We start from the raw sequence: 25378 nt of genomic DNA, 5'->3' as shown, positions 1-25378 counted from the left end.
CATTTCCCGTTTCCGGACCCAACGCCATGAAACTCAAACTGATTTCCGCCGCCGCTTTCGCCGCGCTCGCGCTCGCCGGCACCGCCCACGCGCACAAGGCGTGGCTGCAGCCTTCGCAGACCGTGTTCTCGGAGAAGGGCTCGTGGATGACGGTCGATGCGGCCGTGTCCAACGACCTGTTCTACTTCAACCACGTGCCGCTGCCGCTGGAGCGGCTGCAGGTGACCGCGCCGGACGGCAGCAGCGTCGCCGCGCAGAACGGTTCCACCGGCAAGCTGCGCAGCGTGTTCGACCTGCAATTGCAGCAGGAAGGCACCTACAAGATCGCGATGAACAACGAAGGCATGTTCGCCAGCTACAAGCTCGGCGGCGAAGCCAAGCGCTGGCGCGGCAAGGCCAGCGAGTTCAAGGCCGCGATCCCGGCCGGCGCGAGCGAAGTCAACGCCTCCGAAAGCCTGGGCCGGGTCGAGACGTTCGCCACCGTCGGCAAGCCGAGCACCGGCGTGTTCAAGACCACCGGCAAGGGCATCGAGCTGGTTCCGGTGACCCACCCGAACGACCTGTTCGCGGGCGAAGCGGCGACGTTCCAGCTGCTGGTCGACGGCAAGCCGGCGTCCGGCCTCAAGATCGAAATCGTTCCGGGCGCGACCCGTTACCGCAACGAGCAGGCCGAGATCCACGCCACCACCGGCGCCGACGGCAAGTTCGAAGTGAAGTGGCCGTCGGCCGGCATGTACTGGCTGGAAACCGCCAGCGAAGACAACAAGACCACCCTGCCCGACGCCAAGCAGCGCCGGCTGAGCTACGTGGCCGTGTTCGAAGTGCTGCCGCAGTAAGCCGATGGCCGCGCGTGCGCCGCAAGCGATGTGGACGTGGACGGGCGCCGTTGCGGCGCCCGCGCACGGCACCGCCGCGGCTGCGCCGGCATCGCAGGGTTTCATCGCCGGTGCGGAGTTGGAACTGGCTCCTGCGCAAGCCGCGTTGCACGAGCTGCGCGGCCTGAGCATGGGCACGACATGGTCGGTCAAGCTGGTCGCGCCGGCCGCGGCGCTGATCGCGCTCGAACGCGGCATTCGGGCGCGGCTCGACGAAGTCGTCGCGCAGATGAGCACCTGGGAAACCGATTCGGACATCAGCCGCTACAACCGCGCCGAAGCCGGCAGCGCACACGCCTTGCCGGCGGCGTTCGCCGAAGTGCTGCAAGCCGCGCTAGCGTTGGCCGCCGACACCGACGGCGCCTACGACCCGACGATCGGCCCGCTGACCGACCTGTGGGGCTTCGGCCCCGCGGGCGCGCGCACGCAAGCGCCCGGCCGCGCGCCGCTGGCGCAGGCGCGCGAACGCGTCGACTGGCGGCGTCTGCGCTTCGACGCCGCGCGCAACGAGCTGCTGCAACCCGGCGGCGCGTATCTGGATTTTTCCTCGATCGCCAAAGGCTACGGCGTCGACCGCGTCGCCGACTGGCTGCTCGCGCAAGGCGTGGCCGATTGCCTGGTCGAAGTCGGCGGCGAACTGCGCGCGCACGGCCGCAAGCCCGACGGTTCGGCGTGGCGCATCGCGGTCGAGCAGCCCGGCCGCGACGACCAAGCCGCGGCGGTGATCGCGCTCGACGGCCTGGCCATCGCCACCTCGGGCGACTATCGCCGCTATTTCGAGCAGTCTTCCGGCGCCGCCGACGGCGCGCGCCGCTACTCGCACACGCTCGATCCGCGCAGCGGCGCGCCGATCGACAACGCGGTCGCTTCGGTCACCGTGCTGCACGAACGCTGCATGCACGCCGACGCGCTCGCCACCGCGCTGACCGTGCTCGGCGCCCATGCGGGGCTCGCTTACGCCAACCGTCACGGCCTCGCCGCGCTGTTCGTGTTGCGCGAGAACGACGGCTTCATCGCCCGCCCCACGCCCGGCTTCGTCGCCCGGCAACGTTCCGCATGACCTCCGCATCGTCGCGCCGCTTCGACCTGTCCCTGATCGGCAACGCCCTGGCGCTGCTGGCGCTGGCGGCGCTCGCCGCGCTGGCGGCACGCTCGCAAGCCGACGCCTGGCACTGGATCGCGCCCGGCCGCGGACGCGCGTGGATGGCCGCGGCGCTGGTCGCCGCCTACGTCGGTTTCGTCGCGGCGGTCGCGGTCTCGCGCAAACGCCGCGCGCAACGCGAGGCGCTGCCGCAGATCCGCGCCGAGCAACGCGGCGAATGGCTGGTCGCCTTCGCCAGCCAGACCGGCTTCGCCGAACAGTTGGCGCGGCGCAGTTGGCAAGCGCTGCGCGACGCCGGCGTCGGCGCCGACCTCGCGGTGCTCGGCACGCTCGACGCCGCGCAACTGAGCCACTACCGCCGCGCGCTGTTCGTGGTCAGCACCACCGGCGAAGGCGACGCGCCCGACAGCGCCGCCGCGTTCGTGCGCAAGACCCTGGGCGCGGCCGCGCCGCTGCCGCAGCTGGGTTACGGCGTGCTCGCGCTCGGCGACCGCGAATACGCCGAGTACTGCGCGTTCGGCCACCGCCTCGACCACTGGCTGCGCCACGCCGGCGCGCAACCGCTGTTCGATCTGGTCGAAGTCGACAACGGCGACGCCGGCGCGCTGCGCCACTGGCAGCACCACCTGGGCCTGCTCGCCGGCCGCACCGACCTGCCCGACTGGAGCGCGCCGGCCTACGCGCCGTGGCGGCTGCGCGAACGGCGGGTGTCGAACCCGGGCAGCGCCGGCGCGGCCGCGTTCCATCTCGCCCTGATGCCGGCCGACGGCTCGGCCTTGCAGTGGCGCGCCGGCGACATCGCCGAAATCGGGCCGCGCAATGCGCCGGACGAGGTCGCGCGCTGGCTCGCCGCGGCGAACTTCGATGGCGACGCGCGGGTGCGCCACGGCGACGACGAACGTGCGCTGGCCGAATCGCTCGCGCGTTCGCGCCTGCCCGCCATCGACGCCGCGGCCGGCAAGAGCGCGCAGACGCTGGCCGACGAACTGGCGTCGCTGCCGCATCGCGAATACTCCATCGCCTCGATTCCCGCCGACGGCGCGCTGCGCCTGTTGGTCCGGCAGATGCGCCGCGACGACGGCCGCCTCGGCCTGGGCAGCGGCTGGCTCAGCGAATACGCCGACGACGACGCACTCATCGACCTGCGCATCCGCTCCAACCCCTCGTTCCACGCGCCCGCCGACGCGCGGCCGCTGATCCTGATCGGCAACGGCACCGGCCTGGCCGGGCTGCGCGCCTTGCTGCGCGAGCGCATCGACGCCGGGCACCGGCGCAACTGGTTGCTGTTCGGCGAACGCAACGCCGCCTGCGACCTGCATTACCGCGACGAACTCGAAGCCTGGACGGCCGACGGCCGAATCGAACGCACCGACTACGCGTTCTCGCGCGACGGCGCGCAGCGCGTGTACGTGCAGGACCGCTTGCGCGAACGCATCGCCCAGGTGCGCGAGTGGGTCGACGCAGGCGCGGCGATCTACGTGTGCGGCAGCCTGGAAGGCATGGCGCCGGCGGTGGATGCGGTGCTGCGCGAAGCGCTCGGCGACGAGGCGCTGGAAACGATGGCGGCGGACGGGCGCTATCGGCGCGATGTGTACTGATCGGCGTGGGCGCGGCGATCCGAGCGGAAAGCGTCGGGCCTGAAAACCCTCCCACAGTCGGTCCGGAAACTCGTCTCGCATCCGAACCGCCGCTGGAAGCCCGACTGTAGGAGCCGCAAGCCGCGACCGCGACACCTCGCCTACGACGCAAACCACGCTACGCCGATCGCGGCACCCATCGCCGCGTTTTCCCACGCACGCTCGCAGAGACGGGGCGCCAACGCAGCTCAAGCCTCGCCGACGCGCACCAGCAACACTTCGCCGCCGCCTTCCAGCACATGGCGCAGACGCTCCTCGCCCGCCGCCAGGATCGCGGTGTCGCCGGCCTGCAGCGGCGCCAGTCCGGAGCCGTCGGCGAAATGCGCCTGGCCGGCCAGCAGGTGCACGGCCCAGCTCTGCCCGGGTTCGGCGAACAGCACCATCGGCCCGACCAGCGGGCGGTGCCAGAGTTCGGCGCGGACGTGGTCGCGGCGCCACATCAGGTTGAAGTCGTGGGTCGGGCCGTCGACCAGCTCGCCGGTCACCGTGCGTTCGCCGGCGAAGCGCAGCTTGTCGTGCGGCGGGTGCAGTTCGAAGGCCTCGCCGTCGTCGAAGCGCAGGCGCAGGCCGTTGCCGCTGAGCAGGACCAGTTCGCGGTCGACGCCCGGAAACGCCGAGAACGGGGCGTCGCTTTCGATTTCGGCGATCGACAGGCGCCAGTCCCAGTCTTCCTCGCCCGCGGCCGGACGGTCGCGGCCGTCCTCGCGGCGCATGCGCACGATTTCGCGGGTCCAGCCGAACTGGTTGCGCCAGCGCTCGCGGCGGTATTCGTTGGCGGGGATGCACCAGGACGGGCGGGTGGGCATGGGGGTGCGACTGGCTGAATGGAGGGGCCAGTTTAGTGGGTGTGGGGAGGGGGCCCAAGTCTTGCGAGGAGGCGGGCGGGCGCCGGGCGTGGAGATTCGTCGCGGTGCGCAGGGGGCGCCGGCCGGTGGGGTTGCGCGGTCGCGGCTTGCGCCGCTCCTACAGGGGGGCTTGCGGCGGGCAAACGGCGAAAGCCAGCGACGCGGGGAAGGCGTCCTGGGGGATGCGGGGCTTCGGGGGTGGGGCGGCGGGGCTGCGTAACTTCGGTTGGGTGTGCCCCGCCGCGGATCCTTCCGCGGCGGGGCAGCATACTTCCGTGTCCAGGGACCTCCCCCCGAATCCTTCGGGCCTCCTTGCCCGATCAGCTACCGGCTCCGCATCCTTACGGTGCCGGCAGGCTAGTTCAGCGCTTGCTGGCGGCGCGCGGCGCCGCGAGGGCGCCGGCGGTGTTGGTCGGACGGCCGCCTTGCGCCGGCGCCCCACCCACCACAATACGGTCGCGGTTCTTTTCCACCGTCTTCAGACCGATCCCCTTGACCAGGGCCAGCTGCTCGACGCTGCGGAAGGCCCCGTTGGCCTTGCGGTAAGCGACGATCGCTTCTGCCTTGGACGCTCCGATGTTGAGCAGCACGCGGTCCAGCGTGGCCGCATCGGCGCTGTTGATATTGACCTTCTCCGAGGCGTAGGCGCTGCCGGCGAGGACCAGCGAGAGCACCAGCGACTTGGCGATGAGGGCAAACGACTTCATGTTGAGCTCCTTGAGATTGGATTCCGTTCCAGACCGGCTAACTTGCTTCCTTGAGTCCTTGTCGGCCGGTGGAGACAGTCTCCATGTCTCGACGGGCACAGGTTATCGCCGCTTGGGCCCTGAAGAAGTCGGGCGGAGCCGCAGCGCAGGGTAGGAAAAGTCCTACACGCCCCGGCCGGCGTAAAATGGCCGCCTTCCCCAGCTCCGAGGCCCCGTTCATGGACGCCAGCAAGGTCGACCGCTACGTCGGTCAGAAGTGGGACGACGAAATCGTCCCGCAATTGGTCGAGTACATCCGCATCCCCAACAAGTCGCCGATGTTCGACGCCGACTGGGTCAAGCACGGCTACATGGACGATGCGGTCAAGCTGATGGAGTCGTGGGCCAAGGCCCAGGCCATCCCCGGCATGCAGGTCGAGGTGGTCCGGCTGGAAGGCCGCACGCCGCTGATCTTCATCGACATTCCGGCCGCTCATGGCGGCAGCGACGAGGATTGCGTGCTGCTTTACGGGCACCTCGACAAGCAGCCGGAAATGACCGGCTGGGACGACGACCTCGGCCCGTGGAAGCCGGTCATCAAGGGCGACAAGCTGTTCGGCCGCGGCGGCGCCGACGACGGTTACGCGATCTTCGGCTCGCTGGCGGCGATCCTGGCGCTGCAGGACCAGCAGGTGCCGCACTCGCGCTGCGTGATCCTGATCGAGGCCTGCGAGGAATCGGGCAGCTACGACCTGCCGGCCTACGTCGATCATCTCGCCGAGCGCATCGGCAAGCCCTCGCTGGTGGTGTGCCTGGACTCGGGCTGCGGCAACTACGATCAGCTGTGGTGCACCACGTCGCTGCGCGGCCTGGCCGGCGGCAATTTCACGGTCAAGGTGCTCAGCGAAGGCGTGCACTCCGGCGACGCTTCGGGCGTGGTGCCGTCGAGCTTCCGCCTGCTGCGCCAGTTGCTGTCGCGGCTGGAAGACGAGACCAGCGGCAAGATCCTGATCGAAGGCCTGTACGTCGACGTGCCCGAAGAACGCATGGAACAGGCGCGTCAGGCCGCCAAGGTGCTCGGCACCGCGGTCTACGACAAGTTCCCGTTCCTGCCGGGCATGAAGCCGATGGCCGACGAGTTGTCGGAACTGGTGCTCAACCGCACCTGGCGCCCGGCGCTGTCGGTGACCGGCGTCGACGGCATGCCGGCGCTGGCCTCGGCCGGCAACGTGCTGCGTCCCTACACCTCGGTGAAGCTGTCGCTGCGCCTGCCGCCGACCCTGGACGGCAAGCGCGCCGGCGAGCTGCTCAAGGAAGTGCTGCTGCGCGATCCGCCGAACGGCGCGCAGGTGTCGCTGGAACTGGAGAAGTCGTCGAGCGGCTGGAACGCGCCGGCGATGTCGTCGTGGCTGACCAAGGCGATCGACGCGTCGAGCCGCGAGTTCTTCGGCCAGCCGGCGATGTACATGGGCGAAGGCGGCTCGATTCCGTTCATGGGCATGCTCGGCGAGAAGTTCCCGGGCGCGCAGTTCATGATTACCGGCGTGCTCGGCCCGCACTCCAATGCGCACGGCCCCAACGAGTTCCTGCATATCCCGATGGGCAAGCGGGTGACCGCGTGCGTGGCGCGGGTGGTGGCCGAGCATCATCAGGCCAGCCAGCGCGGCGAGACCACGGGCGCGGCGGTGGTCGCCGACAGCGGCGATCGCCACGGCGGTCACGGCTGCTGCTAAGGCGGCTGGCTTGGTTCGGCCGCCGCTTCGGCGGCCGATGCGAACGATGGGAAAGCGGGCCTTCGGGTCCGCTTTTTCTTTGTCCGCGGCGAACGCGCGACGGCTCGAGCGCTGCGAGTGCGCCGGCGAAGCTGCCGCGCGGCGGTGCATGCCGCGGCGCGGACAGCGCGCGAATCCCGTCGCCGCTGTGGCCTGTGCGGCCTTCGGCAACGGCTTAACCGCGGTTCAATCCGCCGGCTTGCCCTCACGCGGCGGCGACGCGGGCGCTCACATGATCCGGGCGCAGTCCCATCCACCCGAGGAGGCAAGCCATGTTCGGCGGCATCATTTCCACCATCATCATCGGCGCGGTCATCGGCATCCTCGCGCGGTTCTTCAAACCCGGCGCCGATCCGATGGGCTGGATCCTGACGATCCTGCTCGGCATCGCCGGCGCGTACGTGGGCAGCCTGGTCTACGGCGGCGGCGGATTCATCGGCCTGATCGTGTCGGTGGTCTGCGCGATCGTGCTGCTGTTCCTGTACGAGTTCATCCGCAGCAAGTCCGCCAAGAGTTGAGCGGCGGTCCTCGCGCCGCTTGTGCGAACGCCCCGGTTTCGGCCGGGGCGTTCTTGTTTTGGGGGTTTCGGGATTGCGGAGAAACGCCGTGGTTGGGTTGGCGCGGTCGCGGCTTGCGCCGCTCCTACAGGGGGCGGACGCAGCGGCGTAGCGCCTTGTAGGAGCGGCGCGAGCCGCGACCGCGCCGCGACGGATCGCGGCGCCAGCGCGAAGCCGCGCCGCTCAATCGCGCAGGTAATCGACCACGCGCTGCGCCAGCGTCTGCGGCTCGTCTTCCTGCGTCGCCAGATGCAGCTCCGGCGACTCCGGCGCCTCGTACGGCGAATCGATGCCGGTGAAGTTCGGAATCTTGCCGGCGCGCGCCTTCGCGTACAGGCCCTTCACGTCGCGGCGCTCGGCTTCCTCCAGCGGCGTGTCGACGAACACTTCGACGAATTCGCCGGCGCCGAACAGCTCGCGCGCGAGCTGGCGCTCGGCGCGGAACGGCGAGATGAAGCTGACCAGCACGATCAGGCCGGCGTCGGTCATCAGCTTGGCCACTTCGGCGACGCGGCGGATGTTCTCGACCCGGTCGGCGTCGGTGAAGCCCAGGTCCTTGTTCAAGCCGTGGCGGACGTTGTCGCCGTCGAGGATGAAGGTGTGGTGGCCGAGCGCATGCAGTTGCTTGTCGACCAGATTGGCGATGGTCGATTTGCCCGAGCCCGACAGGCCGGTGAACCACACGCAGCGCGGCGTCTGCCGCTTGGCCTGGGCGCGTGCGGCCTTGTCGACGTCGACCGGCTGCCAGTGGATGTTCTCGGCGCGGCGCAGGGCGAAATCCAGGGTGCCGGCGGCGACGGTGGCGTTGGTCTGGCGGTCGATCAGCACGAAGCTGCCGAGTTCGCGGTTGTCGCGATAGGCCTCGAACGCGATCGGCTGGTCCAGGCCGAGGTTGCACCAGGCGACCTCGTTGAGTTCGAGCCGGCGCGCGGCCAGCTGGGCCTGGGTATTGACGTCGATCTTGTGCTTGATCTCGGTGACGCTGGCGCTGACCGTGCGCGCGCCGATCTTTAGCCAATAGGAGCGACCGGGCAGCAGCGGATTCGCATCCATCCAGAGAAGATGCGCCGCGAACTGGTCGGCCACCTGCGCCGGCTGCGCCGCGCTGGCGATCACGTCGCCGCGGCTGATGTCGAGTTCGTCGGCCAGGGTCAGCGTCACCGCCTGCCCCGCCGTCGCCTGTTCCAGGTCGCCGTCGGCGGTGACGATGCGCTGCACGCGCGAGCGCCGGCCCGAAGGCAGCGCCACGATCTCGTCGCCGGGGTGCACCCGGCCGGCGGCGATGGTGCCGGCGAAACCGCGGAAATCCTGGTGCGGACGGTTGACCCACTGCACCGGCAGGCGCAGGCCCGGATCGGCGGCGTCGCGGGCGACGTCGACGGTTTCCAGGTGTTCGAGCACGCTCGGCCCGCGGTACCACGGCGTCGCCGGCGAGCGCGCGGTGAGGTTGTCGCCGTTGAGCGCCGACAGCGGGATCGCCTGCACGTGGGCGATGCCGAGCTTGTCGGCCAGTTCGCGGTATTCGCCGACGATGCGTTCGAACACGTCCGGGTCGAAACCGACCAGGTCCATCTTGTTGACCGCCAGCAACACGTGGCGGATGCCGAGCAGCGAGACGATGTAGCTATGGCGGCGGGTCTGGGTCAGCAGGCCTTTGCGCGCGTCGACCAGCACCACCGCCAGATCGGCGGTGGATGCGCCGGTGGCCATGTTGCGGGTGTACTGCTCGTGGCCGGGGCAGTCGGCGACGATGAACTTGCGCCGTTCGGTGCCGAAATAGCGGTAGGCCACGTCGATGGTGATGCCTTGCTCGCGTTCGGCGGCGAGGCCGTCGACGAGCAGGGCGAAGTCGATCTGACCGTTGCGGGTGCCGTGGCGGCGGCTGTCGGCGTCGAGCGCGGCCAGCTGGTCTTCGAACAGGCGCTGGGTGTCGTGCAGCAGGCGTCCGATCAGGGTGCTCTTGCCGTCGTCGACGCTGCCGCAGGTGATGAAGCGCAGCAGGCTCTTGGTTTCGTGCTGGCGCAGGTAGTCGGCGACGGCCTCGCCGGCGGAGTCGGCCTGGCGCGCGGACGGCGCGGCGAAGGCCAGCACGCTGGCGCCGGCGTCTTCGTTGGCGGCGGCCGCGTCGGCGCGCGCGGCGAGGGTTCGGGCTTCGGCGTTCATCAGAAATAGCCCTCCTGCTTCTTGCGCTCCATCGACGCGGACGGATCGTGGTCGATCATGCGGCCCTGACGTTCGGAGGTGGTGGCGACCAGCATCTCGGCGATGATCTTCTCCAGCGTGTCGGCCTGCGATTCGATCGCGCCGGTCAGCGGATAGCAGCCCAGGGTGCGGAAGCGCACGTCGCGCAGTTGCGGGGTTTCGCCGGCGCGCAGCGGCAGGCGTTCGTCGTCGACCAGGATCAGCGCGCCGTCGCGTTCCACCACCGGGCGCTTGGCGGCGAAGTACAGCGACGGCACCGGAATGCGTTCGCGGTAGATGTACAGCCACACGTCGAGCTCGGTCCAGTTCGAGATCGGGAACACCCGCACGCTCTCGCCGGAATGGATGCGGGTGTTGTACAGGTTCCACAGCTCCGGGCGCTGGTTCTTCGGATCCCAGCGGTGCTGCGGATTGCGGAACGAGAAGATGCGTTCCTTGGCGCGCGACTTTTCCTCGTCGCGGCGCGCGCCGCCGATGGCGGCGTCGAACTTGTTCCAGTCCAGGGCCTGCTTCAGCGCCTGGGTCTTCATCACGTCGGTGTGCACGGCGGCGCCGTGGCTGACCGGGCCGATGCCCTGGGCCAGGCCGTCGGGATTCATGTGCACGCGCAGGTCGACGCCGGTCTCGGCGGCGCGGCGGTCGCGGAAGGCGATCATCTCGCGGAACTTCCAGCCGGTGTCCACGTGCAGCAGCGGGATCGGCGGGCGCGCGGGGTAGAAGGCCTTGAGCAGCAGGTGCAGCAGCACCGAGCTGTCCTTGCCGATGGAATAGAGCATCACCGGGTTGCGGAACTCGGCCGCGACCTCGCGCAGGATGTGGATGCTCTCGGCCTCGAGCCGGTCGAGGTGGCTCAGCGCCTGCGCCGGCAGCGCCGGCGCGTCGGCCGCGGCGAGGGGGGACAGCGCAGCGGCGGCTAGGGGTTCGGGTGACGCACTCATCGCTATAAGGCTCGCAAGCCGCGTTCCGGTGGCGCCGGGGCGACGCGGCGGCGCCCGGGCGGTCGTTCGGTCCGGTTCCAGGTCGCCGCCGGCCCGGCCTGTGCAAGCCGGCCGCGGCGACCATCGAACCACATCCGCCGCGGTCTGGCCCGGATTGCGGGCCGTGGCGCACGGACCGCGCGCGAACCGCGTCGCAATCCGCCGCCCCGCGGCGGCGGCCGGAGCGGGCGCACCCTCCCCCGGCCATGGCTGGCATTAGAAATCCCCCCGGATTCGGGGAGAAATGAACGCAAGGCATTAACGAATAACCGAGCATCCTTTCCGCGCGCCCGGCGCGCGCTCGTAGCCTGCGGACTCCATAGCCAGACGCAGACCGCCGCCGTGCCTGCCGCCGCCCAGCCCGTCGCCCCCGCCCTGCTCGCCGCGCCCTTGCCGGCCGACCGGCTGGATTCGCTCGCCCGCCTCACCGACGGCCTCGACCGCGACAGCCTGTGGTGGCTGTCCGGCTATGCCGCCGGGCTGGCCCGCTCGGGCCTGACCCCGACGCCGATCGCCGCGGCGATCGCGCCGGAAGCCAAGACCGGCGAGCGCCTGACCGTGGTCTACGGCAGCCAGACCGGCAACGCCAAGCGCCTGGCCGAACAACTGGCCGCGCAGGCCGAGGCCGCCGGCCTGAGCGTGCGCCTGCTGCGCGCCGACGCCTACCCGACCCGCGAGCTCAAGAGCGAGCGCCTGCTGTACCTGGTGGTCAGCACCCAGGGCGACGGCGATCCGCCTGACGATGCGCGCGGGCTGGTCGAGTTCATCAAAGGCAAGCGCGCGCCCGAGCTCAAGGGCGTGCACTACGCCGTGCTCGGCCTCGGCGATTCGAGCTATCCGCAGTTCTGCGCGATCGGCGCCCAGCTCGACGCGCGCCTGGCCGAACTCGGCGCGACCCGCGCCTTCGCCCGCGGCGAAGCCGACCTGGACATCGAAACCGTGGCCACGCCGTGGCTGCAACAAGCGCTCACGCAAGCCAAGGAAACGCTGAAGCCGGCCGCCGCGCATCTGGCCACGGTGACGCCGCTGCGCCCGATCGCGCCGGCCGCGCCGACCTACCACCGCGACGCGCCGTTCGCCGCCGAACTGATCGGCAACCGCCGCCTGATCGCCCGCGCCAGCAGCGCGCGCGGCGCGGTCGTCGCCGACAAGGACATCCGCCACATCGAGCTGTCGCTGGAGGATTCCGGCCTGCACTACCAGCCCGGCGACGCGCTCGGCCTGTGGCCGCGCAATCCGCCGGCGCTGGTGCAGGCGGTGCTGGAGACGCTGCAGCTCGACGGCGACGCCGCGGTCGCGCACGCCGGCCAGACCCTGCCGCTGCGCCAGTGGCTCGGCGAGAAGCGCGAACTGACCAAGCTGGCGCGCCCGTTCGTGGCCAGCCACGCCGCGCATGCGCGCAGCGACGAACTCAACCGCCTGCTCGCGCCGGACCAGTCGGCGCAGCTGGCCGAACTGCTGGCGCGCACCCAGGTCATCGATCTCTTGCAGCGCTTCGACGGCGGCTGGTCGGCCGAGGAGCTGGTCGCCGCGCTGCGGCCGCTGACCCCGCGCCTGTATTCGATCGCCTCCAGCCAGAAGGCGGTCGGCGAGGAAGCGCACCTGACCGTGGCCCACGTCGAGTACGCCAACGAATTCGGCGCGCGCTGGGGCGCGGCCTCGCACCAGTTCGCCAGCGCCGAGGAAGGCGAGCGCCTGCCAGTGTTCATCGAGCACAACGAGCGCTTCCGCCTGCCCGCCGACGGCAGCCGCGACATCGTCATGATCGGTCCCGGCACCGGCGTGGCGCCGTTCCGCGGTTTCGTCCAGGACCGCGCCGCCGACGGCGCGTCGGGGCGCAACTGGCTGCTGTTCGGCAACCCGCATTTCCGCACCGATTTCCTCTACCAGACCGAATGGCAGGCGGCGCTGAAGTCGGGCCAGCTGCACCGGCTGGACCTGGCGTTCTCGCGCGACCAGGCGCACAAGGTCTATGTCCAGCATCGCCTGCGCGAACACGGCCGCGAGCTGTACGACTGGCTGCAGAACGGCGCCCACCTGTACGTGTGCGGCGACGCCACCCGCATGGCCAAGGACGTGCACGCCGCGTTGTTGGCGGCGATCGCCGAACACGGCGGGCGCGGCGCGGAAGCGGCCGAGGAATACCTCAACGATCTGCAACAACAGGGGCGTTACGCCCGGGATGTCTACTGATGTACGCCGTCGCTGTCCGCTGGTCGGAACATTACATCGTCGAATCGCGCCGCACGTCGCACGACGGCGCAGGCTTTGTGGCGTCTACTGAGCGTCGCGGGACGCTCGATGCTGCGCCCGCACCGATTGCCCCGGCAGTCCGGATGGAGCGCGATTCCCGCGCCGCCGCGCACCAGCGCGCCGAACAGAGCGCGTCGGCGGCGTCGCGCAGCGCTCCGTTCGGGCTGCATTGCGCTCAAGCCTTCGCCGGAGCCGCCGCATGAGCGCGCATTCGGTCGAGGACATCAAGCGTTCCAGCGCGCGCCTGCGCGGCAGCCTGCTGGAGAGTCTGGCCAACCCGCTGACCGGCGCGTTGAACGAGGACGACCAGACCCTCATCAAGTACCACGGCAGCTACCAGCAGGACGACCGCGACGTGCGCGAGGAGCGCCGCGTGGCCAAGCTGGAGCCGGCCCACAGCTTCATGATCCGCACCCGCACCCCGGGCGGCGTGGTGTCGCCGCAGCAGTGGCTCAAGCTCGACGCCATCGCCACCCGCTTCGCCGAACGCGGCCTGCGCATCACCACGCGCCAGGCGTTCCAGTACCACGGCGTCATCAAGACCGAGCTCAAGGCGACGATGCAGGCGATCAACGCCGCGCTGATCGACACGTTGGCGGCCTGCGGCGACGTCAACCGCAACGTCGCGGTCGCGGCCAATCCGCAGGTCTCGGCCAGCCACGCGGCGGTGTTCGCGCAGGCCGCGGCGCTGTCGGAGCATCTGTTGCCGAACACCCGCGCCTATTACGAAATCTGGCTCGACGAGGAGCGCGTCGACGGCAGCGGCGAGGAGGAGGAGCCGGTCTACGGCCAGGCCTACCTGCCGCGCAAGTTCAAGATCGGCTTCGCGATCCCGCCGTACAACGACGTCGACGTGTTCGCCCAGGACCTGGGCTACATCGCGGTCATCGAGAACGGCGAGCTGCTCGGCTACAACGTCACCGTCGGCGGCGGCATGGGCGCGACCCACGGCGACCCGGAGACCTATCCGCGGGTCGCCGACGTGATCGGCTTCGTCGCCCCGGAGCAAGTCATTCCGGTCGGCGTGGCGGTGGTCACCGCCCAGCGCGATTTCGGCAATCGCCAGCTGCGCAAGCGCGCGCGTCTGAAGTACACCATCGACGACCGCGGGCTGGACTGGTTCAAATCGGAAGTCGAACGGCGCGCCGGTTTCACTCTCCTTCCGGCGCGTCCGTTCGCCTTCCGCCACAACGGCGACCGCTTCGGCTGGGTCGAAGGCGACGACGGCCACGCGCACCTGACCTTGCGCCTGCCGGCCGGCCGCATCGTCGACGGCGCGCTCGACGGCCGCGGCGAGGAACTGAGCCACCTCAGCGGGCTGCGCGAGATCGCGCAACTGCTGCTGGACGCGCCGGGTTCCGAATTCCGCATGACCCCGAACCAGAACCTGACCATCGCCGGCGTGCCCGCGGCGCTGCGCGAACGCGTCGACGCGCTCGTCGCGCAGCACGGCCTGGACGGCTACCGCAGCGCCAGCCCGGTGCGGCGCAACGCGCTGGCCTGCGTGGCGCTGCCGACCTGCGGCCTGGCGATGGCCGAAGCCGAACGCTACCTGCCGGATTTCGTCGACGCGGTCGAAGCGCTGTTGCAGCGCCATGCGATCCCCGACGCCTCGATCAACCTGCGCATCAGCGGCTGCCCGAACGGCTGCTCGCGTCCCTACCTCGGCGAGATCGCCCTGGTCGGCAAGGCGCCCGGCCGCTACAACCTGATGCTCGGCGCCGACCACCGCGGCCAGCGCCTCAACACGCTGTACCGCGAGAACATCACCGAGGCCGAGATCGCCGCCGCGCTGGATCCGCTGCTGGGCGCCTACGCCGGCCAGCGCGAGCAGGACGAAGGCTTCGGCGATTACCTGGTGCGCAGCCAGGTCGTGACCATTCCCTATCCCACCCCCACCGGCATTCCCATCGCACTGGTTGCAGAGGCACACGCATGAGCGCTCCGACCGATCCCGTCACCGCCGCCGAATCCCCGCGCGCGCTGGCCGAACTCAACGCCTGGCTGGCGACGCAAAGCGCCGAGCGAAGGGTCGCCTGGGCGTTGGAGAACACCGCCGGCGAGCACGCGCTGTCGTCGAGTTTCGGCGCGCAGTCGGCGGTGTCGCTGCACATGGTCGTGCGGCAGGCGCCGCGGATTCCGGTGATCGTGGTCGACACCGGCTATCTGTTCCCCGAGACCTATCGCTTCATCGACGAACTCGGCGAGCGGCTGGCGCTGAACCTGAAGGTGTACCGCCCGCAGATGGGCGTGGCCTGGATGGAAGCGCGCTTCGGCAAGCTGTGGGAGCAGGGGCTGGAAGGGATCGAGCGCTACAACCGCATGCGCAAGGTCGAACCGATGCAGCGCGCGCTGAGCGAGCTGGGCGTGCGCACCTGGATCGCCGGCCTGCGCCGCAGCCAGTCCGGCAGCCGCGCCAACCTCGACTTCCTGCAGATCAAGGACGGCCGCTGGAAGCTGCATCCGCTGGCCGACTGGAGCGACCGCGACGTGTGGCAATACCTGCAGACGCACGACCTGCCGTATCACCCGCTGTGGCACGACGGCTTCGTCTCGATCGGCGACGTGCACACCACGCGCCGGCTGGAGCCGGGCATGCGCGAGGAAGACACCCGTTTCTTCGGGCTCAAGCGCGAGTGCGGGCTGCATTTCGACAGCGAGCCGGCGCAAGAAAACCAAGCCGCCTGATCGCGGCCGGGGCTTCCTGTAGGAGCGACGCGAGTCGCGACCGCGGCAACGCAACTGCGCCGAAACTTACGCCGCAGGCGGAAACCCCGCAGTCGCGGCTTGCGCCGCTCCTACAGCGAGATTGCAAGCAAGTTCGCGACTGGACCGGGCCGAAGCCCCTGTAGGAGCGACGCGAGTCGCGACCGCGACGACGCAACTACGCCGAAGCTTTCGCCGCGAGCGGTCGCCCCGCGGTCGCGGCTTGCGCCGCTCCTACAGGGAGATCGCGCAGTTCGTCGCGACCAGAAAAAATCCCCCTGTCCTCGTCGCGAGGATTCAGGGGGATTCGCGTTTCCGCCGCGCGTCAAACGCGCTCAGGAACTGATCGACTGGGTCAACTCGATCCAGGTCGGCGCCTTCGGCCATTGCGGCTCCAGGTTGCCTTCCAGCACCCGCCGCAGGTCGCGGCGGTCGATCTGCGGAGCCAGGCCCTGGACCAGTTCCAGCGCGTAGTCGCGCAGCACCCGCGCACGCGGGATCACCGCCCAGGTGATGCACTCGGGCACCGCGTCGGGCGCGGTCAGCGCTTTGAGGTCGTCGTCGCGCGAGGTCACCGCCATTTCCGCCAGCAGGCCGACGCCGAGGCCGGTGCGCACATAGGTCTTGATCAGGTCGGCGTCGCGCGCGGTCATCGCCAGCTGCGGCTCGTGGCCGCCGGCGGCGAACGCGCGGCGCAGCGAGGACTCCGGCCGGGTCGAGGATTCGTAGCTGATCAGCGGATGCGCGGCCAGTTCGGCCAGGGTCGGCGCGCGGTCGAGCTTGGCCAGCGCATGGCCGCGCGGCACCAGCACCACCCGGCGCCAGCGGAACAGCGGCACCGCCAGGCCGCCCTCGGGCGGCGCGCCGGCGGTGCTGATGACCGCCAGATCGGCGTTGCCGTGCGACAGATGCGCGAGCACTTCGCCGTCGGCCGCGGCTTGCAGGTGCACGCTGACTTGCGGGAAATCGCGCTTGACCTGGGCGATCACCGGCGGCAGCACGTAGCGCGCCTGGGTGTGCGTGGTCGACAGCACCAGGCGGCCGGCGTGCTGGCCGCGTTCGTTCGCGGCATAGGAGCGGATGTTGGCCGCTTCTTCGAGGATCCGCCGCGCATGCGCGAGCACGCGTTCGCCGGCCGGCGCGATCGCTTCCAGGCTGCGGCCCTTGCGCACGAACAGCAGAAAGCCCAGCTCGTCCTCGAGCTGCTTGAGCTGCTTGGACAGGCCGGGCTGGGTGGCGTGGACGCGTTCGGCGGCCAGGGTGATGTTGAGGCCGGAGTCGGCGATGGCGACCAGGTAACGCAGCTGGGTGAGGGTCATGGGGTGGCGATCCAGAATGAGAGTCGGGGCGGAATGCGGCGGACGGCGCGGCGGCGACAACAGCCCGCGCCGGCGTTTCCGCGGCGGCCGTCGTGCGTTGCGCACATTCGCTGGGCCCTCGATTCCACGTACTTATCTCTCTATTCGGATGAAAGGATTTATAGATTAACCATCCGCCCGCTCGACTGTCCAGTATCCCCGCCGCAACGCTACGGCTCATTACGTGACGGCATGTGCAAAGGCTGGGCCGTCATTTCCGCCGCGCCGGGCCGCGGCCGTAGGGTCGTCGCATTCTTCCCGCAGCCTCAATCCGCCGCCGTGACCCGCGACCCAGCCCCGTCCACGCCGCTGTTCCCGCTGTTCGCCGACCTGCGCGGCCGCACCGTGCTGGTGGTCGGCGGCGGCGCGGTGGCGCAGCGCAAGGCCGCGGCCCTGCTCGACGCCGGCGCGCGCGTGCGGCTCGGCGCGCCGCGGCTGAATCCGGCGCTGGCGGCGTGGGCCAACGAGGGACGCATCGAACATCTGGCCGGCGAATTCGTCGCGCAATGGCTCGACGAGGCCTGGCTGGCGGTCGCCGCGACCGACGACGAAGCGGTCAACCGCGCGGTCGCCGCGGCCGGCGAAGCGCGCCGGGTCTGGGTCAATGTGGTCGACGACGTCGCCGGCTCCAGTTTCCACGTGCCCGCGCGGGTCGAGCGCGGCCCGGTCCAGATCGCCATTTCCAGCGGCGGCGGCGCGCCGATGCTGGCGCGGCATCTGCGCGAAAAACTCGAAACCGAACTCGACGCATCGCTCGGCGAACTGGCGCAGTTGCTCAGCGCCGAGCGCGCGCGCATCCGCCGCCACTACCCCGATCTCGGCCAGCGCCGCCGCTTCTTCGAACGCGTCCTGGCCGGCCCGGTCGCCGCGCTGCTGCGCGACGGCCGGCGCGAGGACGCGCTGCGCGCGTTCGGCGCGGCTTTGATCGACGACAAGCCCGATGCGGCGCCGGCCGGGTCGGTGGTGCTGGTCGGCGCCGGCCCCGGCGACGCCGGGCTGATGACGCTGCGCGGCCTGCGCGCGCTCAACGAAGCCGACGTGATCCTGCACGACCGCCTGGTCAGCGCCGAGGTGCTGCGGCTGGCGCGGCGCGACGCCGAGCTGATCGAAGTCGGCAAGCAGGCCGGCAACCACCACACCACCCAGGACCGCATCCACGAACTGATGCTCGAACACGCCCGCGCCGGCAAGCGCGTGGTCCGACTCAAGGGCGGCGACCCGTTCGTGTTCGGCCGCGGCGGCGAAGAACTCGAAGTGTTGGCGCAGGCCGGCATCGGCTTCGAAGTGGTGCCCGGCATCACCGCCGCGCTGGCCTGCGCCGCATATGCCGGCGTGCCGCTGACCCATCGCGAGCACGCCCAGTCGCTGCGCCTGGTCACCGCACACCTCAAGGATTCGGCCGGCGAACTCGACTGGCAGGCGCTGGCGCAGGAAAAACAGACGCTCGCGGTGTACATGGGCGTGGCCGGCCTGGACGTGCTGCGCGACCAGCTGATCGCGCACGGCCGCGCCGCCTCGACCCCGTTCGCGCTGATCGAAAACGGCTCGCGCCGCGGGCAACGCGTGGTGACCGGCACCTTGGCCGATCTGGCCGAGCGCGCGCAGGGCCATCGCGTGCAGTCGCCGGCGCTGCTGATCGTCGGCGAAGTCGCGGCGCTGGCGCAGCGCCTGCACTGGTTCGGCGACGCGCCGCTGACCGATATCCCGGCCGCGGCGACGCTGGCCGAAGCCGCCTGATTCTCCATACCCGATCTTTCACCTACCCCACGCCACGGGAGCACGCTCATGTCGCTGCACGAAAGCATCCTCGACACCATCGGCGACACGCCGATCGTCAAACTGCACCGGATCGCGCCCAAGCACGTCACCCTGTACGCCAAGGTCGAATCGTTCAATCCGGGCGGCTCGGTCAAGGACCGGCTGGCGCTGGCGATCGTGCTCGACGCCGAGCGCAGCGGCCGGCTCAAGCCCGGCCAGACCATCGTCGAAGCGACCTCGGGCAACACCGGCATCGCCCTGGCGATGGTCGCGGCGGCGCGCGGTTATCCGTTCGTGGCGGTGATGACCGAAACCTTCTCGATCGAACGGCGCAAGCTGATGCGCGCTTACGGCGCCAAGGTCATCCTGACACCGGCGGCCGAACGCGGCACCGGCATGGTGCGCAAGGCCGCGGAACTGGCCGAAAAGCACGGTTGGTTCCTCGCCCAGCAGTTCGAGAACCCGGCCAACCCGGCCTATCACCGCAACACCACCGGCCCGGAAATCCTGCTCGATTTCGCCGGCAAGCGGCTCGACTATTTCGTTTCCGGCTGGGGCACCGGCGGCACGCTCAGCGGCGCCGGGCAGGTGCTCAAGCTGGCGCGGCCCGAACTGAAGATCGTCACCTCCGAGCCGGCCGGCGCGTCGCTGCTGGCCGGCAAGGACTGGGCGCCGCACAAGATCCAGGGCTGGACCCCGGACTTCGTTCCCGGCGTGCTCGACCGCAGCATCGCCGACGAGATCCGCCCGATCGACGACGTCACCGCGCGCGACACCGCGCGCCGGCTGGCGGCCGAGGAAGGGATCTTCGTCGGCATCTCCGCCGGCGCCACCATCGCCGCCGCGCTGGAAGTCGCGCAGGCCGCGCCGGAAGGCTCGGTGCTGCTGGCGATGCTGCCGGACACCGGCGAGCGCTATCTGTCCACGTTCCTGTTCGAAGGCGTCAACGAAGGCTCCGACGACGAATGGCTGAAGTCGCTGGAGCAGGAAGAACCGGTCGCCGCCTGAGGCGCGCGACCGGCACGGCATCACCCGGGCACCCGTAGGGCGGGGCCCGCGGCGCAAGCGGCAGGGGAAGGCGGTGGCGACCGTTCCCGGCCAAAGGCGTCGCGGGCTTCGCCCTACACTTTTTTGCGCGGCGCGGTGCGGGCGCCGCGGCGTCCCGATCGCGGCGCGGCTGCGGCGGTTTCCTTGTCGCTGTGCGGCTGCGGCGGTTTCCTTCTCGTCGCGCGGCTTCGGCGGTTTCCCCCTCGCCACGCGGCTTCGGCCGCTCCCTGTAGGAGCGGCGCGAGCCGCGACCGCGACAACGCAACTGCGCCGCCGCTGACGCCGCAAGCGGACACCCCGCGGTCGCGGCTCGCGCCGCTCCTACAGGGAGCCACCGTGGCAGCAAGGTTGCGCTTGCGCACCGGCCCGCTACCCTGTGCCCCGGCGGCCTTCGCCGCATGGAGCCTGCATGACCCAGCCGCACCCCTCCGACCGCGACGCCGCGCGCCTGGCCTGGGCCCGCGCCGCGACCGGCGACGAACGCCTCGACCTTGCCCGCGCGTCGTTCGACGCCGGTTTCCGCAGCTACTGGCGCGGCCGCGTCCACGCCGGCGCCGGCGTCGCCGAGGGCGACATCATCGTCATGGATTCGCCGCCGGAGCTGGAAGACCCGCGCCCCTGGCTGCGCCTGCGCGAGGTGCTCGAAGCCGGCGGCGTGCGCGTGCCGCGGGTGTTCCAGGCCGATCCCGAACAAGGCTTCCTGCTGCTGGAAGACCTCGGCCGCGACACCTTCCTGCAAGCGGTCGAAGCCGGCCGCGCCGACGCCGATGCGATGTTCGACGCCGCCTTCGATCAGTTGCTGATCATCCAGGCGCTGCCCTGCCCCGACGACCTGCAGCCCTACGACGAAGCCTTCCTGAGCCGCGAACTGCGTCTGTTCGACGAATGGTTCCTCGGCCGCCACCTCGGCCTGACCCTCGATTGCGGCGACCTGGAGCGGCTCGACCTGGCCTATCGCCGCATCCTCGACAATGTGCTGGCGCAGCGGCAGGTGTTCATCCATCGCGATTTCATGCCGCGCAACCTGATGCCGGTCGCCGAAGGACTCGCGGTGATCGATTTCCAGGGCGCGCTGCGCGGCCCGATCGCCTACGACCCGATCAGCCTGTTCCGCGACGCCTTCGTCAGCTGGCCCGAAGACCGGGTCGACGCGTGGCTGGCGCGCTACCACGCGCGCGCGGTCGCCGCCGGCATCGCCCTGCCCGACTACGCCCGCTTCCGCCGCGACGCGGATTTCGCCGGGCTGCAACGCCACATCAAGATCCTCGGCCTGTTCGCGCGGCTGCACCATCGCGACGGCAAGCCGAAGTATCTCGCCGATGCGCCGCGCTTCCTCGCCTATCTCGACGTGGTGCTGCCGCGCTATCCCGAATTGCAACCGCTCAGTGAGATCGTCGAACGCTACGTGCGTCCGGCGCTCGCGGCGCAGGCGCCGGCATGAAAGCGCTGATCTTCGCCGCCGGCCTCGGCGAGCGCATGCGCCCGCTGACCCTGCACACGCCCAAGCCGCTGCTGCCGGTCGGCGGCACGCCGCTGATCGAATGGCATCTGCAAAAACTCGCCGCGCTCGGCGTGGACGAAGTCGTGGTCAACACCTCATGGCTGGCCGAGCGCTTTCCCGCCGAACTCGGCGACGGTTCGCGCTGGGGGCTGCGCCTGCGTTTTTCCTATGAAGGCGCCACCCCGCTGGAGACCGGCGGCGGGATGCTCAACGCATTGACGCTGCTGCAGGAGAACGCCGATCCGCAGGCGCCGTTCCTGGTCGCCAACGGCGACATCTGGACCGACTACGACTTCGCCGACCTGCCGCGCGCGTTCGAGGGCGACGCGCATCTGCTGCTGGTCGACAACCCGCCGCAGCATCCGCGCGGCGATTTCCGCCTCGACGCCGACGGCCGCGTCGGCAACGACGGCGATGCCAGGCTCACTTATGCCGGCATCGGCCTGTATCGCGCATCGCTGTTCGACGATTGGCGCAGCGTGCTCGGCGATGCCGCCGGCACCGAGTCGAACCCGCCGCGTTTCAGCATCGTGCCGCTGCTGCGCCGGGCCGCCGATCGCGGCCGCTTGCGCGGCTCGCACCACCGCGGCCGCTGGACCGACGTCGGCACGCCCGAGCGCCTGCGCGAACTCGACGCGACGTTCGTCGCCGACTGACGGCGCGGCCGGCACTGGCGCCGGCTGCGGCGCGGGCCTAGCATCCGCGCCAACTTATGACCGACCCACACAAGAAACTCAGCAAGTTCCTCAGCCTGATCCTCCGCCACGAACCGCAGGCCATCGGCCTGACTCTCGACGGCGAAGGCTGGGCCGAGGTCGACGAATTCATCGCCAAGGCCGGCGCGCACGGCAAGCTGTACAGCCGCACGCTGATCGAAGCGATCGTGCGCGACAACGACAAGCAGCGCTTCAAGCTCAGCGACGACGGCCGCCGCATCCGCGCCAATCAGGGCCATTCCATCGATATCGATCTGGCCTTGGCGCCGCTCGAGCCGCCGGCCACGCTGTATCACGGCACCGCGACCCGCTTCGCCGGGTCGATCCGCAAGACCGGGCTGGAGAAGCGCAGCCGTCAGCATGTGCATCTTTCGCTCGACCGCGATACCGCGGTCAAGGTCGGCAGCCGTCACGGTACGCCGCTGGTGCTGCATGTGCGCGCGGGCGAGATGCATGCGCGAGGACTGGTCTTCTATCGTGCCGACAACGGGGTGTGGCTGACCGATGCGGTGGCGCCGGAGTTCATCGATTGGCCGGCGCAGGGGTGAGGCGATGAAGCTGCGCGCGATCCGCGCCGATATCACCACTCTGGCGCTCGACGCCATCGTCAACGCCGCCAATTCTTCGCTGCTCGGCGGCGGTGGCGTGGACGGCGCGATCCACCGTGCCGCGGGGCCCGATCTGGTGGCGCAATGCCGGCTGCTCGGCGGCTGCAAGACCGGCGAGGCCAAGCTCACCGGCGGCTATCGGTTGCCGGCCAAGCATGTGATCCACACGGTCGGGCCGGTGTGGCGCGGCGGCGATGCCGGCGAACCCGAGCTGCTGGCTTCGTGCTATCGCAACAGTCTGGCCATCGCTGCGCGCCATTGCTTCGCGGCGGTTGCGTTTCCGTGCATCAGCACCGGCATTTTCGGTTATCCGGCCGAGGCGGCGGCGCGCGTGGCGGTGGCCGCGGTGCGGGCGCATGCGGTCGATGCGGCGCTGCCGGGCGAGGTGGTGTTTTGTTGTTTCGGCGAAGCGGATTTGCGGATCTATCGGAACTTGCTCGACGCGGACGGCTGAACCGCGAGGAGGCCTGAAGCTTCGTCTGTCCGCAGCATCAGAATGGGTTCTGGCTCAAGACTTTGCTGTTGCTCTTGCTTTTACCGAAGCAGCGAGCGACGACAAGCGAAAATCCAGAGCTTCCGTCCGCAAGCGGCCGGGTCACTTTCTTTGTCTTGCCAAAGAAAGTAACCAAAGAAAGGCGCTTTCCTTGTTTTCGAATCAAGAGCCACTAAGGTTCGGTGCTTGCGCAGGGATGCGGGACAAGGGCCATCCTGGCCCGGTCCCGCACGCGCGCATCCATGCGCGCGCCCTTCGGGTCTACGGTTGCCTGTGGCGAGTTCGGGACGGCGGGGGAAGCAAAGAGCAGCGGCAATCGCAAAAGCAAAATGGGTTCCGGCTTTCGCCGGAACCCATTTTGATTTTGCTGTCTCTTGCGGTCGGCGCTCAGGCTTCGTCGTCGATCGTGCGCTTGAGGAACGGTACGGTGATGCGCCGTTGCGCGGCCAGCGAGGCGCGGTCGAGTTTGTCGAGCAGTTGGGTCAGGCCGCCGAGGTCGCGGTCCATGCGCTTGAGCATCCATTCCAGCGCGGCTTCCTCCAGCGCCAGACCGCGCCGCTGCGCGCGCTGGCGCAGGACCTGGGCGCGGCCGTCGTCGTCGAGCGGGGTCAGCACGATGCGGGTGCATTGGGACAGGCGCGAGCGCAAGTCCGGCAGGGTCAGCTTGAGTTCGTCGGGGTTCTCGCGCGCGGCGTAGATCACCGCGATGCCGGCCTGGCGCGCGCGGTTGTAGGTGTCGAACAGCGCGACTTCGTCCTCGCGCCGGCCGGCGATGGCCTCGATGCCGTCCAGCGCCAGCAGGTCGTTAGTTTCCAACGATTGCAGAGCTTCGCGCAGGCGGCCCACCGCCGCGCTCAGCGGCACGTAGGCGGCGCGGCGGCCGGCGATGTCGGCCTGCGCGCAGGCGGCCAGCAGCAGGTGGGTCTTGCCGACACCGGCCGGGCCGACCAGGTAGACCCAGTCCGCGCCGAGCGGATCGCGGTAGCCGGCGGTTTCGTCGTCGTCGCTGCCGCCCGCCAGCGAACGCAACTGCGCGATCGCGCCGTCGGGCGCGTTGACGAACGTTTCCAAACGCTGGTCCGGCGAATGACGCAGGGTCAGCGGCAACTGCGGAATGCTCACTGCTTGTTCTCTTGCTCCACTGCGTCCGCGCCCGCCGCTTGCGGCGCGGCGACCGGCAGATCGCCCGCGTACAGGCGGCTATGGGTGTAACGCTCCTGGGCGTAGCGCAGCAGCACGTTGACCACCGCCGCCACCGGCAACGCCAGCAGCATGCCGAGGAAACCGAACAGCTGGCCGCCGGCGAGCACGGCGAAGATCACCGCGACCGGATGCAGGCCGATGCGGTCGCCGACCAGCTTCGGGGTCAGCCAATAGCTTTCCACCACCTGGCCCACGCCGAACACGATCAGCACGCCGAGCACGTGCTTCCAGTCGCCGTACTGCACCAGCGCGGCGATCACGCCGAGGATGATGCCGCTGGCCGGGCCGAGGTAAGGCACGAAGGTCAACAGGCCGGCGATGATGCCGATCAGGATGCCCAGGTCCAGGCCGACCGCCCACAGGCCGACGCCGTACATCACGCCCAGCGCCAGCATCACCAGGAACTGGCCGCGCAGGAACGCGCCGAGCACGTCGTTGGATTCGCGCGCCAGCCGGCCGACCGTGTCGAGGTAGGCGCGCGGGATCAGCGAGGCGACCCGTTCGACCAGCTTGTCCCAGTCGCGCAGGAAGAAGAACGTCAGCACCGGCAGCAGCGCGATGTTGGCGACCATCGCGATCAGGGCGAAGCCCGAGCGCGACAGATAGCCGAGCAAGGTCGTGGCGATGCCGCCGGCGCGTTCCCAGTTGCTGCGCACCAGCTCGATCATGTGGTTGAGGTCGAGCCAGACGCTGATCTGGAAACCGGTGCGCTGCTCCAGCCACGGAATCGCGGTGTCGGTGAACCAGACCCGGTAGGTCGGCAGCGACACGATCAGGGTGGTGATCTGGCGCTCGATCAGCGGCACCAGGATCAGCAGCACCAGCACCACCAGCAGCGCCATCAGGGTGAACACCAGGATCACCGCGGTGTTGCGCGAGCGGCCGGTGCGCTCGATCCGGTCGACCAGCGGGTCGCCGAGCCAGCCGAGCATGCCGGCGATCACGAACGGCGTCAGCACCGGCGCGAGCACCCACAACAACCAGCAGGCGCCCACGCCGAGCGCCGCCCATTGCAGGCGGCGCAGGAACAGGGCGATGTCTTCCAGCGGGGTGCGTCCGTTCGCGTGTTCGCTCATTCGTCG

General features: G+C 70.1%; 22 protein-coding genes. 15 read left to right on the top strand and 7 right to left on the bottom strand.

Annotation, left to right across the window (positions count from 1 at the left end):
- Positions 1 to 26 precede the first annotated feature (26 nt).
- From JHW38_RS22765 to JHW38_RS22755, 3 genes are all read left to right on the top strand, one after another.
- On the top strand, positions 27 to 836 hold the full coding sequence (locus tag JHW38_RS22765; RefSeq protein ID WP_207523561.1) for a DUF4198 domain-containing protein: 810 nt from the start codon (positions 27 to 29) through the stop codon (positions 834 to 836).
- Between the two features lie 169 nt (positions 837 to 1005).
- Positions 1006 to 1935 (top strand): FAD:protein FMN transferase, encoded by a 930-nt coding sequence (locus JHW38_RS22760; RefSeq protein ID WP_428995335.1) that lies wholly within the window; start codon positions 1006 to 1008, stop codon positions 1933 to 1935.
- Positions 1932 to 3575: a sulfite reductase subunit alpha gene (locus tag JHW38_RS22755; protein WP_207523560.1), complete on the top strand. Its 1644-nt coding sequence runs from the start codon at positions 1932 to 1934 to the stop codon at positions 3573 to 3575. Before JHW38_RS22760 ends, JHW38_RS22755 begins: the two co-directional genes overlap by 4 nt.
- Before the next feature lie 227 nt (positions 3576 to 3802).
- Here the strand turns inward: JHW38_RS22755 and JHW38_RS22750 are convergent, their stop codons facing one another.
- Entirely contained in the window at positions 3803 to 4420 is a 618-nt protein-coding gene (locus JHW38_RS22750; RefSeq protein WP_207523559.1) for a HutD/Ves family protein, read from the bottom strand.
- Positions 4421 to 4821: 401 nt separating this feature from the next.
- Positions 4822 to 5166 carry a ComEA family DNA-binding protein gene (locus tag JHW38_RS22745; RefSeq protein ID WP_207523558.1) on the bottom strand — a complete coding sequence of 115 codons (345 nt, stop codon included), beginning with the start codon at positions 5164 to 5166 and terminating at the stop codon, positions 4822 to 4824.
- A gap of 218 nt (positions 5167 to 5384) precedes the next feature.
- Here JHW38_RS22745 and JHW38_RS22740 point away from each other — a divergent pair, with 218 nt between their 5' ends.
- Entirely contained in the window at positions 5385 to 6878 is a 1494-nt protein-coding gene (locus JHW38_RS22740; RefSeq protein ID WP_207523557.1) for a M20 family metallopeptidase, read from the top strand.
- Positions 6879 to 7189: 311 nt separating this feature from the next.
- Positions 7190 to 7435, top strand: coding sequence for a GlsB/YeaQ/YmgE family stress response membrane protein (locus tag JHW38_RS22735; protein WP_096379536.1), 246 nt, complete (start codon positions 7190 to 7192; stop codon positions 7433 to 7435).
- Positions 7436 to 7657: 222 nt separating this feature from the next.
- Here the strand turns inward: JHW38_RS22735 and cysN are convergent, their stop codons facing one another.
- A complete protein-coding gene (gene cysN, locus JHW38_RS22730; protein ID WP_207523556.1) occupies positions 7658 to 9637 on the bottom strand; it encodes a sulfate adenylyltransferase subunit CysN in 1980 nt (659 codons plus the stop codon).
- The gene (cysD, locus tag JHW38_RS22725) at positions 9637 to 10614 is read right to left on the bottom strand and encodes a sulfate adenylyltransferase subunit CysD (protein WP_207523555.1); all 978 of its coding nucleotides are present in this window, start codon (positions 10612 to 10614) and stop codon (positions 9637 to 9639) included. The genes cysN and cysD overlap by 1 nt, the downstream gene beginning before the upstream one ends.
- Before the next feature lie 381 nt (positions 10615 to 10995).
- On the opposite strand from cysD, the gene JHW38_RS22720 reads away from it, so the two are divergent.
- From JHW38_RS22720 to JHW38_RS22705, 4 genes are read left to right on the top strand one after another with little or no spacing between them, the layout of a single operon-like run.
- Positions 10996 to 12846 (top strand): assimilatory sulfite reductase (NADPH) flavoprotein subunit, encoded by a 1851-nt coding sequence (locus JHW38_RS22720; RefSeq protein WP_207523554.1) that lies wholly within the window; start codon positions 10996 to 10998, stop codon positions 12844 to 12846.
- Complete coding sequence (locus tag JHW38_RS22715) at positions 12846 to 13109, top strand: hypothetical protein (RefSeq protein ID WP_207523553.1); 264 nt, start codon at positions 12846 to 12848, stop codon at positions 13107 to 13109. The genes JHW38_RS22720 and JHW38_RS22715 overlap by 1 nt, the downstream gene beginning before the upstream one ends.
- The gene (gene cysI, locus JHW38_RS22710; protein ID WP_207523552.1) at positions 13106 to 14845 is read left to right on the top strand and encodes an assimilatory sulfite reductase (NADPH) hemoprotein subunit; all 1740 of its coding nucleotides are present in this window, start codon (positions 13106 to 13108) and stop codon (positions 14843 to 14845) included. The genes JHW38_RS22715 and cysI overlap by 4 nt, the downstream gene beginning before the upstream one ends.
- Positions 14842 to 15594, top strand: coding sequence for a phosphoadenylyl-sulfate reductase (locus JHW38_RS22705; RefSeq protein WP_207523551.1), 753 nt, complete (start codon positions 14842 to 14844; stop codon positions 15592 to 15594). The genes cysI and JHW38_RS22705 overlap by 4 nt, the downstream gene beginning before the upstream one ends.
- A 353-nt stretch (positions 15595 to 15947) precedes the next feature.
- Here JHW38_RS22705 and JHW38_RS22700 read toward each other — a convergent pair whose 3' ends face one another.
- Positions 15948 to 16931, bottom strand: coding sequence for a LysR family transcriptional regulator (locus tag JHW38_RS22700; RefSeq protein WP_207523550.1), 984 nt, complete (start codon positions 16929 to 16931; stop codon positions 15948 to 15950).
- A gap of 318 nt (positions 16932 to 17249) precedes the next feature.
- Here JHW38_RS22700 and cysG point away from each other — a divergent pair, with 318 nt between their 5' ends.
- The 6 genes from cysG to JHW38_RS22670 all read left to right on the top strand — a co-directional run bounded on the left by cysG (position 17250) and on the right by JHW38_RS22670 (position 23054).
- Positions 17250 to 18707 carry a siroheme synthase CysG gene (gene cysG / locus JHW38_RS22695; RefSeq protein ID WP_242691050.1) on the top strand — a complete coding sequence of 486 codons (1458 nt, stop codon included), beginning with the start codon at positions 17250 to 17252 and terminating at the stop codon, positions 18705 to 18707.
- Between the two features lie 48 nt (positions 18708 to 18755).
- Positions 18756 to 19736, top strand: a complete 981-nt coding sequence (cysK, locus tag JHW38_RS22690) for a cysteine synthase A (protein ID WP_207523548.1) — start codon at positions 18756 to 18758, stop codon at positions 19734 to 19736.
- Between the two features lie 448 nt (positions 19737 to 20184).
- Complete coding sequence (locus JHW38_RS22685; protein ID WP_207523547.1) at positions 20185 to 21216, top strand: aminoglycoside phosphotransferase family protein; 1032 nt, start codon at positions 20185 to 20187, stop codon at positions 21214 to 21216.
- The gene (murU, locus tag JHW38_RS22680) at positions 21213 to 21932 is read left to right on the top strand and encodes an N-acetylmuramate alpha-1-phosphate uridylyltransferase MurU (RefSeq protein ID WP_207523546.1); all 720 of its coding nucleotides are present in this window, start codon (positions 21213 to 21215) and stop codon (positions 21930 to 21932) included. Before JHW38_RS22685 ends, murU begins: the two co-directional genes overlap by 4 nt.
- 56 nt (positions 21933 to 21988) lie before the next feature.
- On the top strand, positions 21989 to 22540 hold the full coding sequence (locus JHW38_RS22675) for an RNA 2'-phosphotransferase (RefSeq protein WP_207523545.1): 552 nt from the start codon (positions 21989 to 21991) through the stop codon (positions 22538 to 22540).
- Positions 22541 to 22544: 4 nt separating this feature from the next.
- Entirely contained in the window at positions 22545 to 23054 is a 510-nt protein-coding gene (locus tag JHW38_RS22670; RefSeq protein ID WP_207523544.1) for an O-acetyl-ADP-ribose deacetylase, read from the top strand.
- A 426-nt stretch (positions 23055 to 23480) separates the two neighbouring features.
- Here the strand turns inward: JHW38_RS22670 and hda are convergent, their stop codons facing one another.
- Together hda and JHW38_RS22660 are read right to left on the bottom strand one after the other, a co-directional pair.
- A complete protein-coding gene (gene hda, locus JHW38_RS22665; RefSeq protein ID WP_207523543.1) occupies positions 23481 to 24215 on the bottom strand; it encodes a DnaA regulatory inactivator Hda in 735 nt (244 codons plus the stop codon).
- On the bottom strand, positions 24212 to 25372 hold the full coding sequence (locus JHW38_RS22660; RefSeq protein ID WP_207523542.1) for an AI-2E family transporter: 1161 nt from the start codon (positions 25370 to 25372) through the stop codon (positions 24212 to 24214). Before JHW38_RS22660 ends, hda begins: the two co-directional genes overlap by 4 nt.
- Positions 25373 to 25378 lie beyond the last annotated feature (6 nt).

Source organism: Lysobacter enzymogenes, from assembly GCF_017355525.1.
Lineage (GTDB): Bacteria > Pseudomonadota > Gammaproteobacteria > Xanthomonadales > Xanthomonadaceae > Lysobacter > Lysobacter enzymogenes_C.
The sequence above is the reverse complement of the archived record's forward strand: the minus strand, read 5'-3'. Positions and strand labels throughout refer to the sequence as shown.

What these genes read in the sequence shown, in the direction of transcription:
- JHW38_RS22765 (WP_207523561.1), top strand. Translation starts at nt 27, where the DNA reads ATGAAACTCAAACTGATTTCCGCCGCCGCTTTCGCCGCGCTCGCGCTC.
- JHW38_RS22760 (WP_428995335.1), top strand. Translation starts at nt 1,006, where the DNA reads ATGGGCACGACATGGTCGGTCAAGCTGGTCGCGCCGGCCGCGGCGCTG.
- JHW38_RS22755 (WP_207523560.1), top strand. Translation starts at nt 1,932, where the DNA reads ATGACCTCCGCATCGTCGCGCCGCTTCGACCTGTCCCTGATCGGCAAC.
- JHW38_RS22750 (WP_207523559.1), bottom strand. Translation starts at nt 4,420, where the DNA reads ATGCCCACCCGCCCGTCCTGGTGCATCCCCGCCAACGAATACCGCCGC.
- JHW38_RS22745 (WP_207523558.1), bottom strand. Translation starts at nt 5,166, where the DNA reads ATGAAGTCGTTTGCCCTCATCGCCAAGTCGCTGGTGCTCTCGCTGGTC.
- JHW38_RS22740 (WP_207523557.1), top strand. Translation starts at nt 5,385, where the DNA reads ATGGACGCCAGCAAGGTCGACCGCTACGTCGGTCAGAAGTGGGACGAC.
- JHW38_RS22735 (WP_096379536.1), top strand. Translation starts at nt 7,190, where the DNA reads ATGTTCGGCGGCATCATTTCCACCATCATCATCGGCGCGGTCATCGGC.
- cysN (WP_207523556.1), bottom strand. Translation starts at nt 9,637, where the DNA reads ATGAACGCCGAAGCCCGAACCCTCGCCGCGCGCGCCGACGCGGCCGCC.
- cysD (WP_207523555.1), bottom strand. Translation starts at nt 10,614, where the DNA reads ATGAGTGCGTCACCCGAACCCCTAGCCGCCGCTGCGCTGTCCCCCCTC.
- JHW38_RS22715 (WP_207523553.1), top strand. Translation starts at nt 12,846, where the DNA reads ATGTACGCCGTCGCTGTCCGCTGGTCGGAACATTACATCGTCGAATCG.
- cysI (WP_207523552.1), top strand. Translation starts at nt 13,106, where the DNA reads ATGAGCGCGCATTCGGTCGAGGACATCAAGCGTTCCAGCGCGCGCCTG.
- JHW38_RS22705 (WP_207523551.1), top strand. Translation starts at nt 14,842, where the DNA reads ATGAGCGCTCCGACCGATCCCGTCACCGCCGCCGAATCCCCGCGCGCG.
- JHW38_RS22700 (WP_207523550.1), bottom strand. Translation starts at nt 16,931, where the DNA reads ATGACCCTCACCCAGCTGCGTTACCTGGTCGCCATCGCCGACTCCGGC.
- cysK (WP_207523548.1), top strand. Translation starts at nt 18,756, where the DNA reads ATGTCGCTGCACGAAAGCATCCTCGACACCATCGGCGACACGCCGATC.
- JHW38_RS22685 (WP_207523547.1), top strand. Translation starts at nt 20,185, where the DNA reads ATGACCCAGCCGCACCCCTCCGACCGCGACGCCGCGCGCCTGGCCTGG.
- murU (WP_207523546.1), top strand. Translation starts at nt 21,213, where the DNA reads ATGAAAGCGCTGATCTTCGCCGCCGGCCTCGGCGAGCGCATGCGCCCG.
- JHW38_RS22675 (WP_207523545.1), top strand. Translation starts at nt 21,989, where the DNA reads ATGACCGACCCACACAAGAAACTCAGCAAGTTCCTCAGCCTGATCCTC.
- JHW38_RS22670 (WP_207523544.1), top strand. Translation starts at nt 22,545, where the DNA reads ATGAAGCTGCGCGCGATCCGCGCCGATATCACCACTCTGGCGCTCGAC.
- JHW38_RS22660 (WP_207523542.1), bottom strand. Translation starts at nt 25,372, where the DNA reads ATGAGCGAACACGCGAACGGACGCACCCCGCTGGAAGACATCGCCCTG.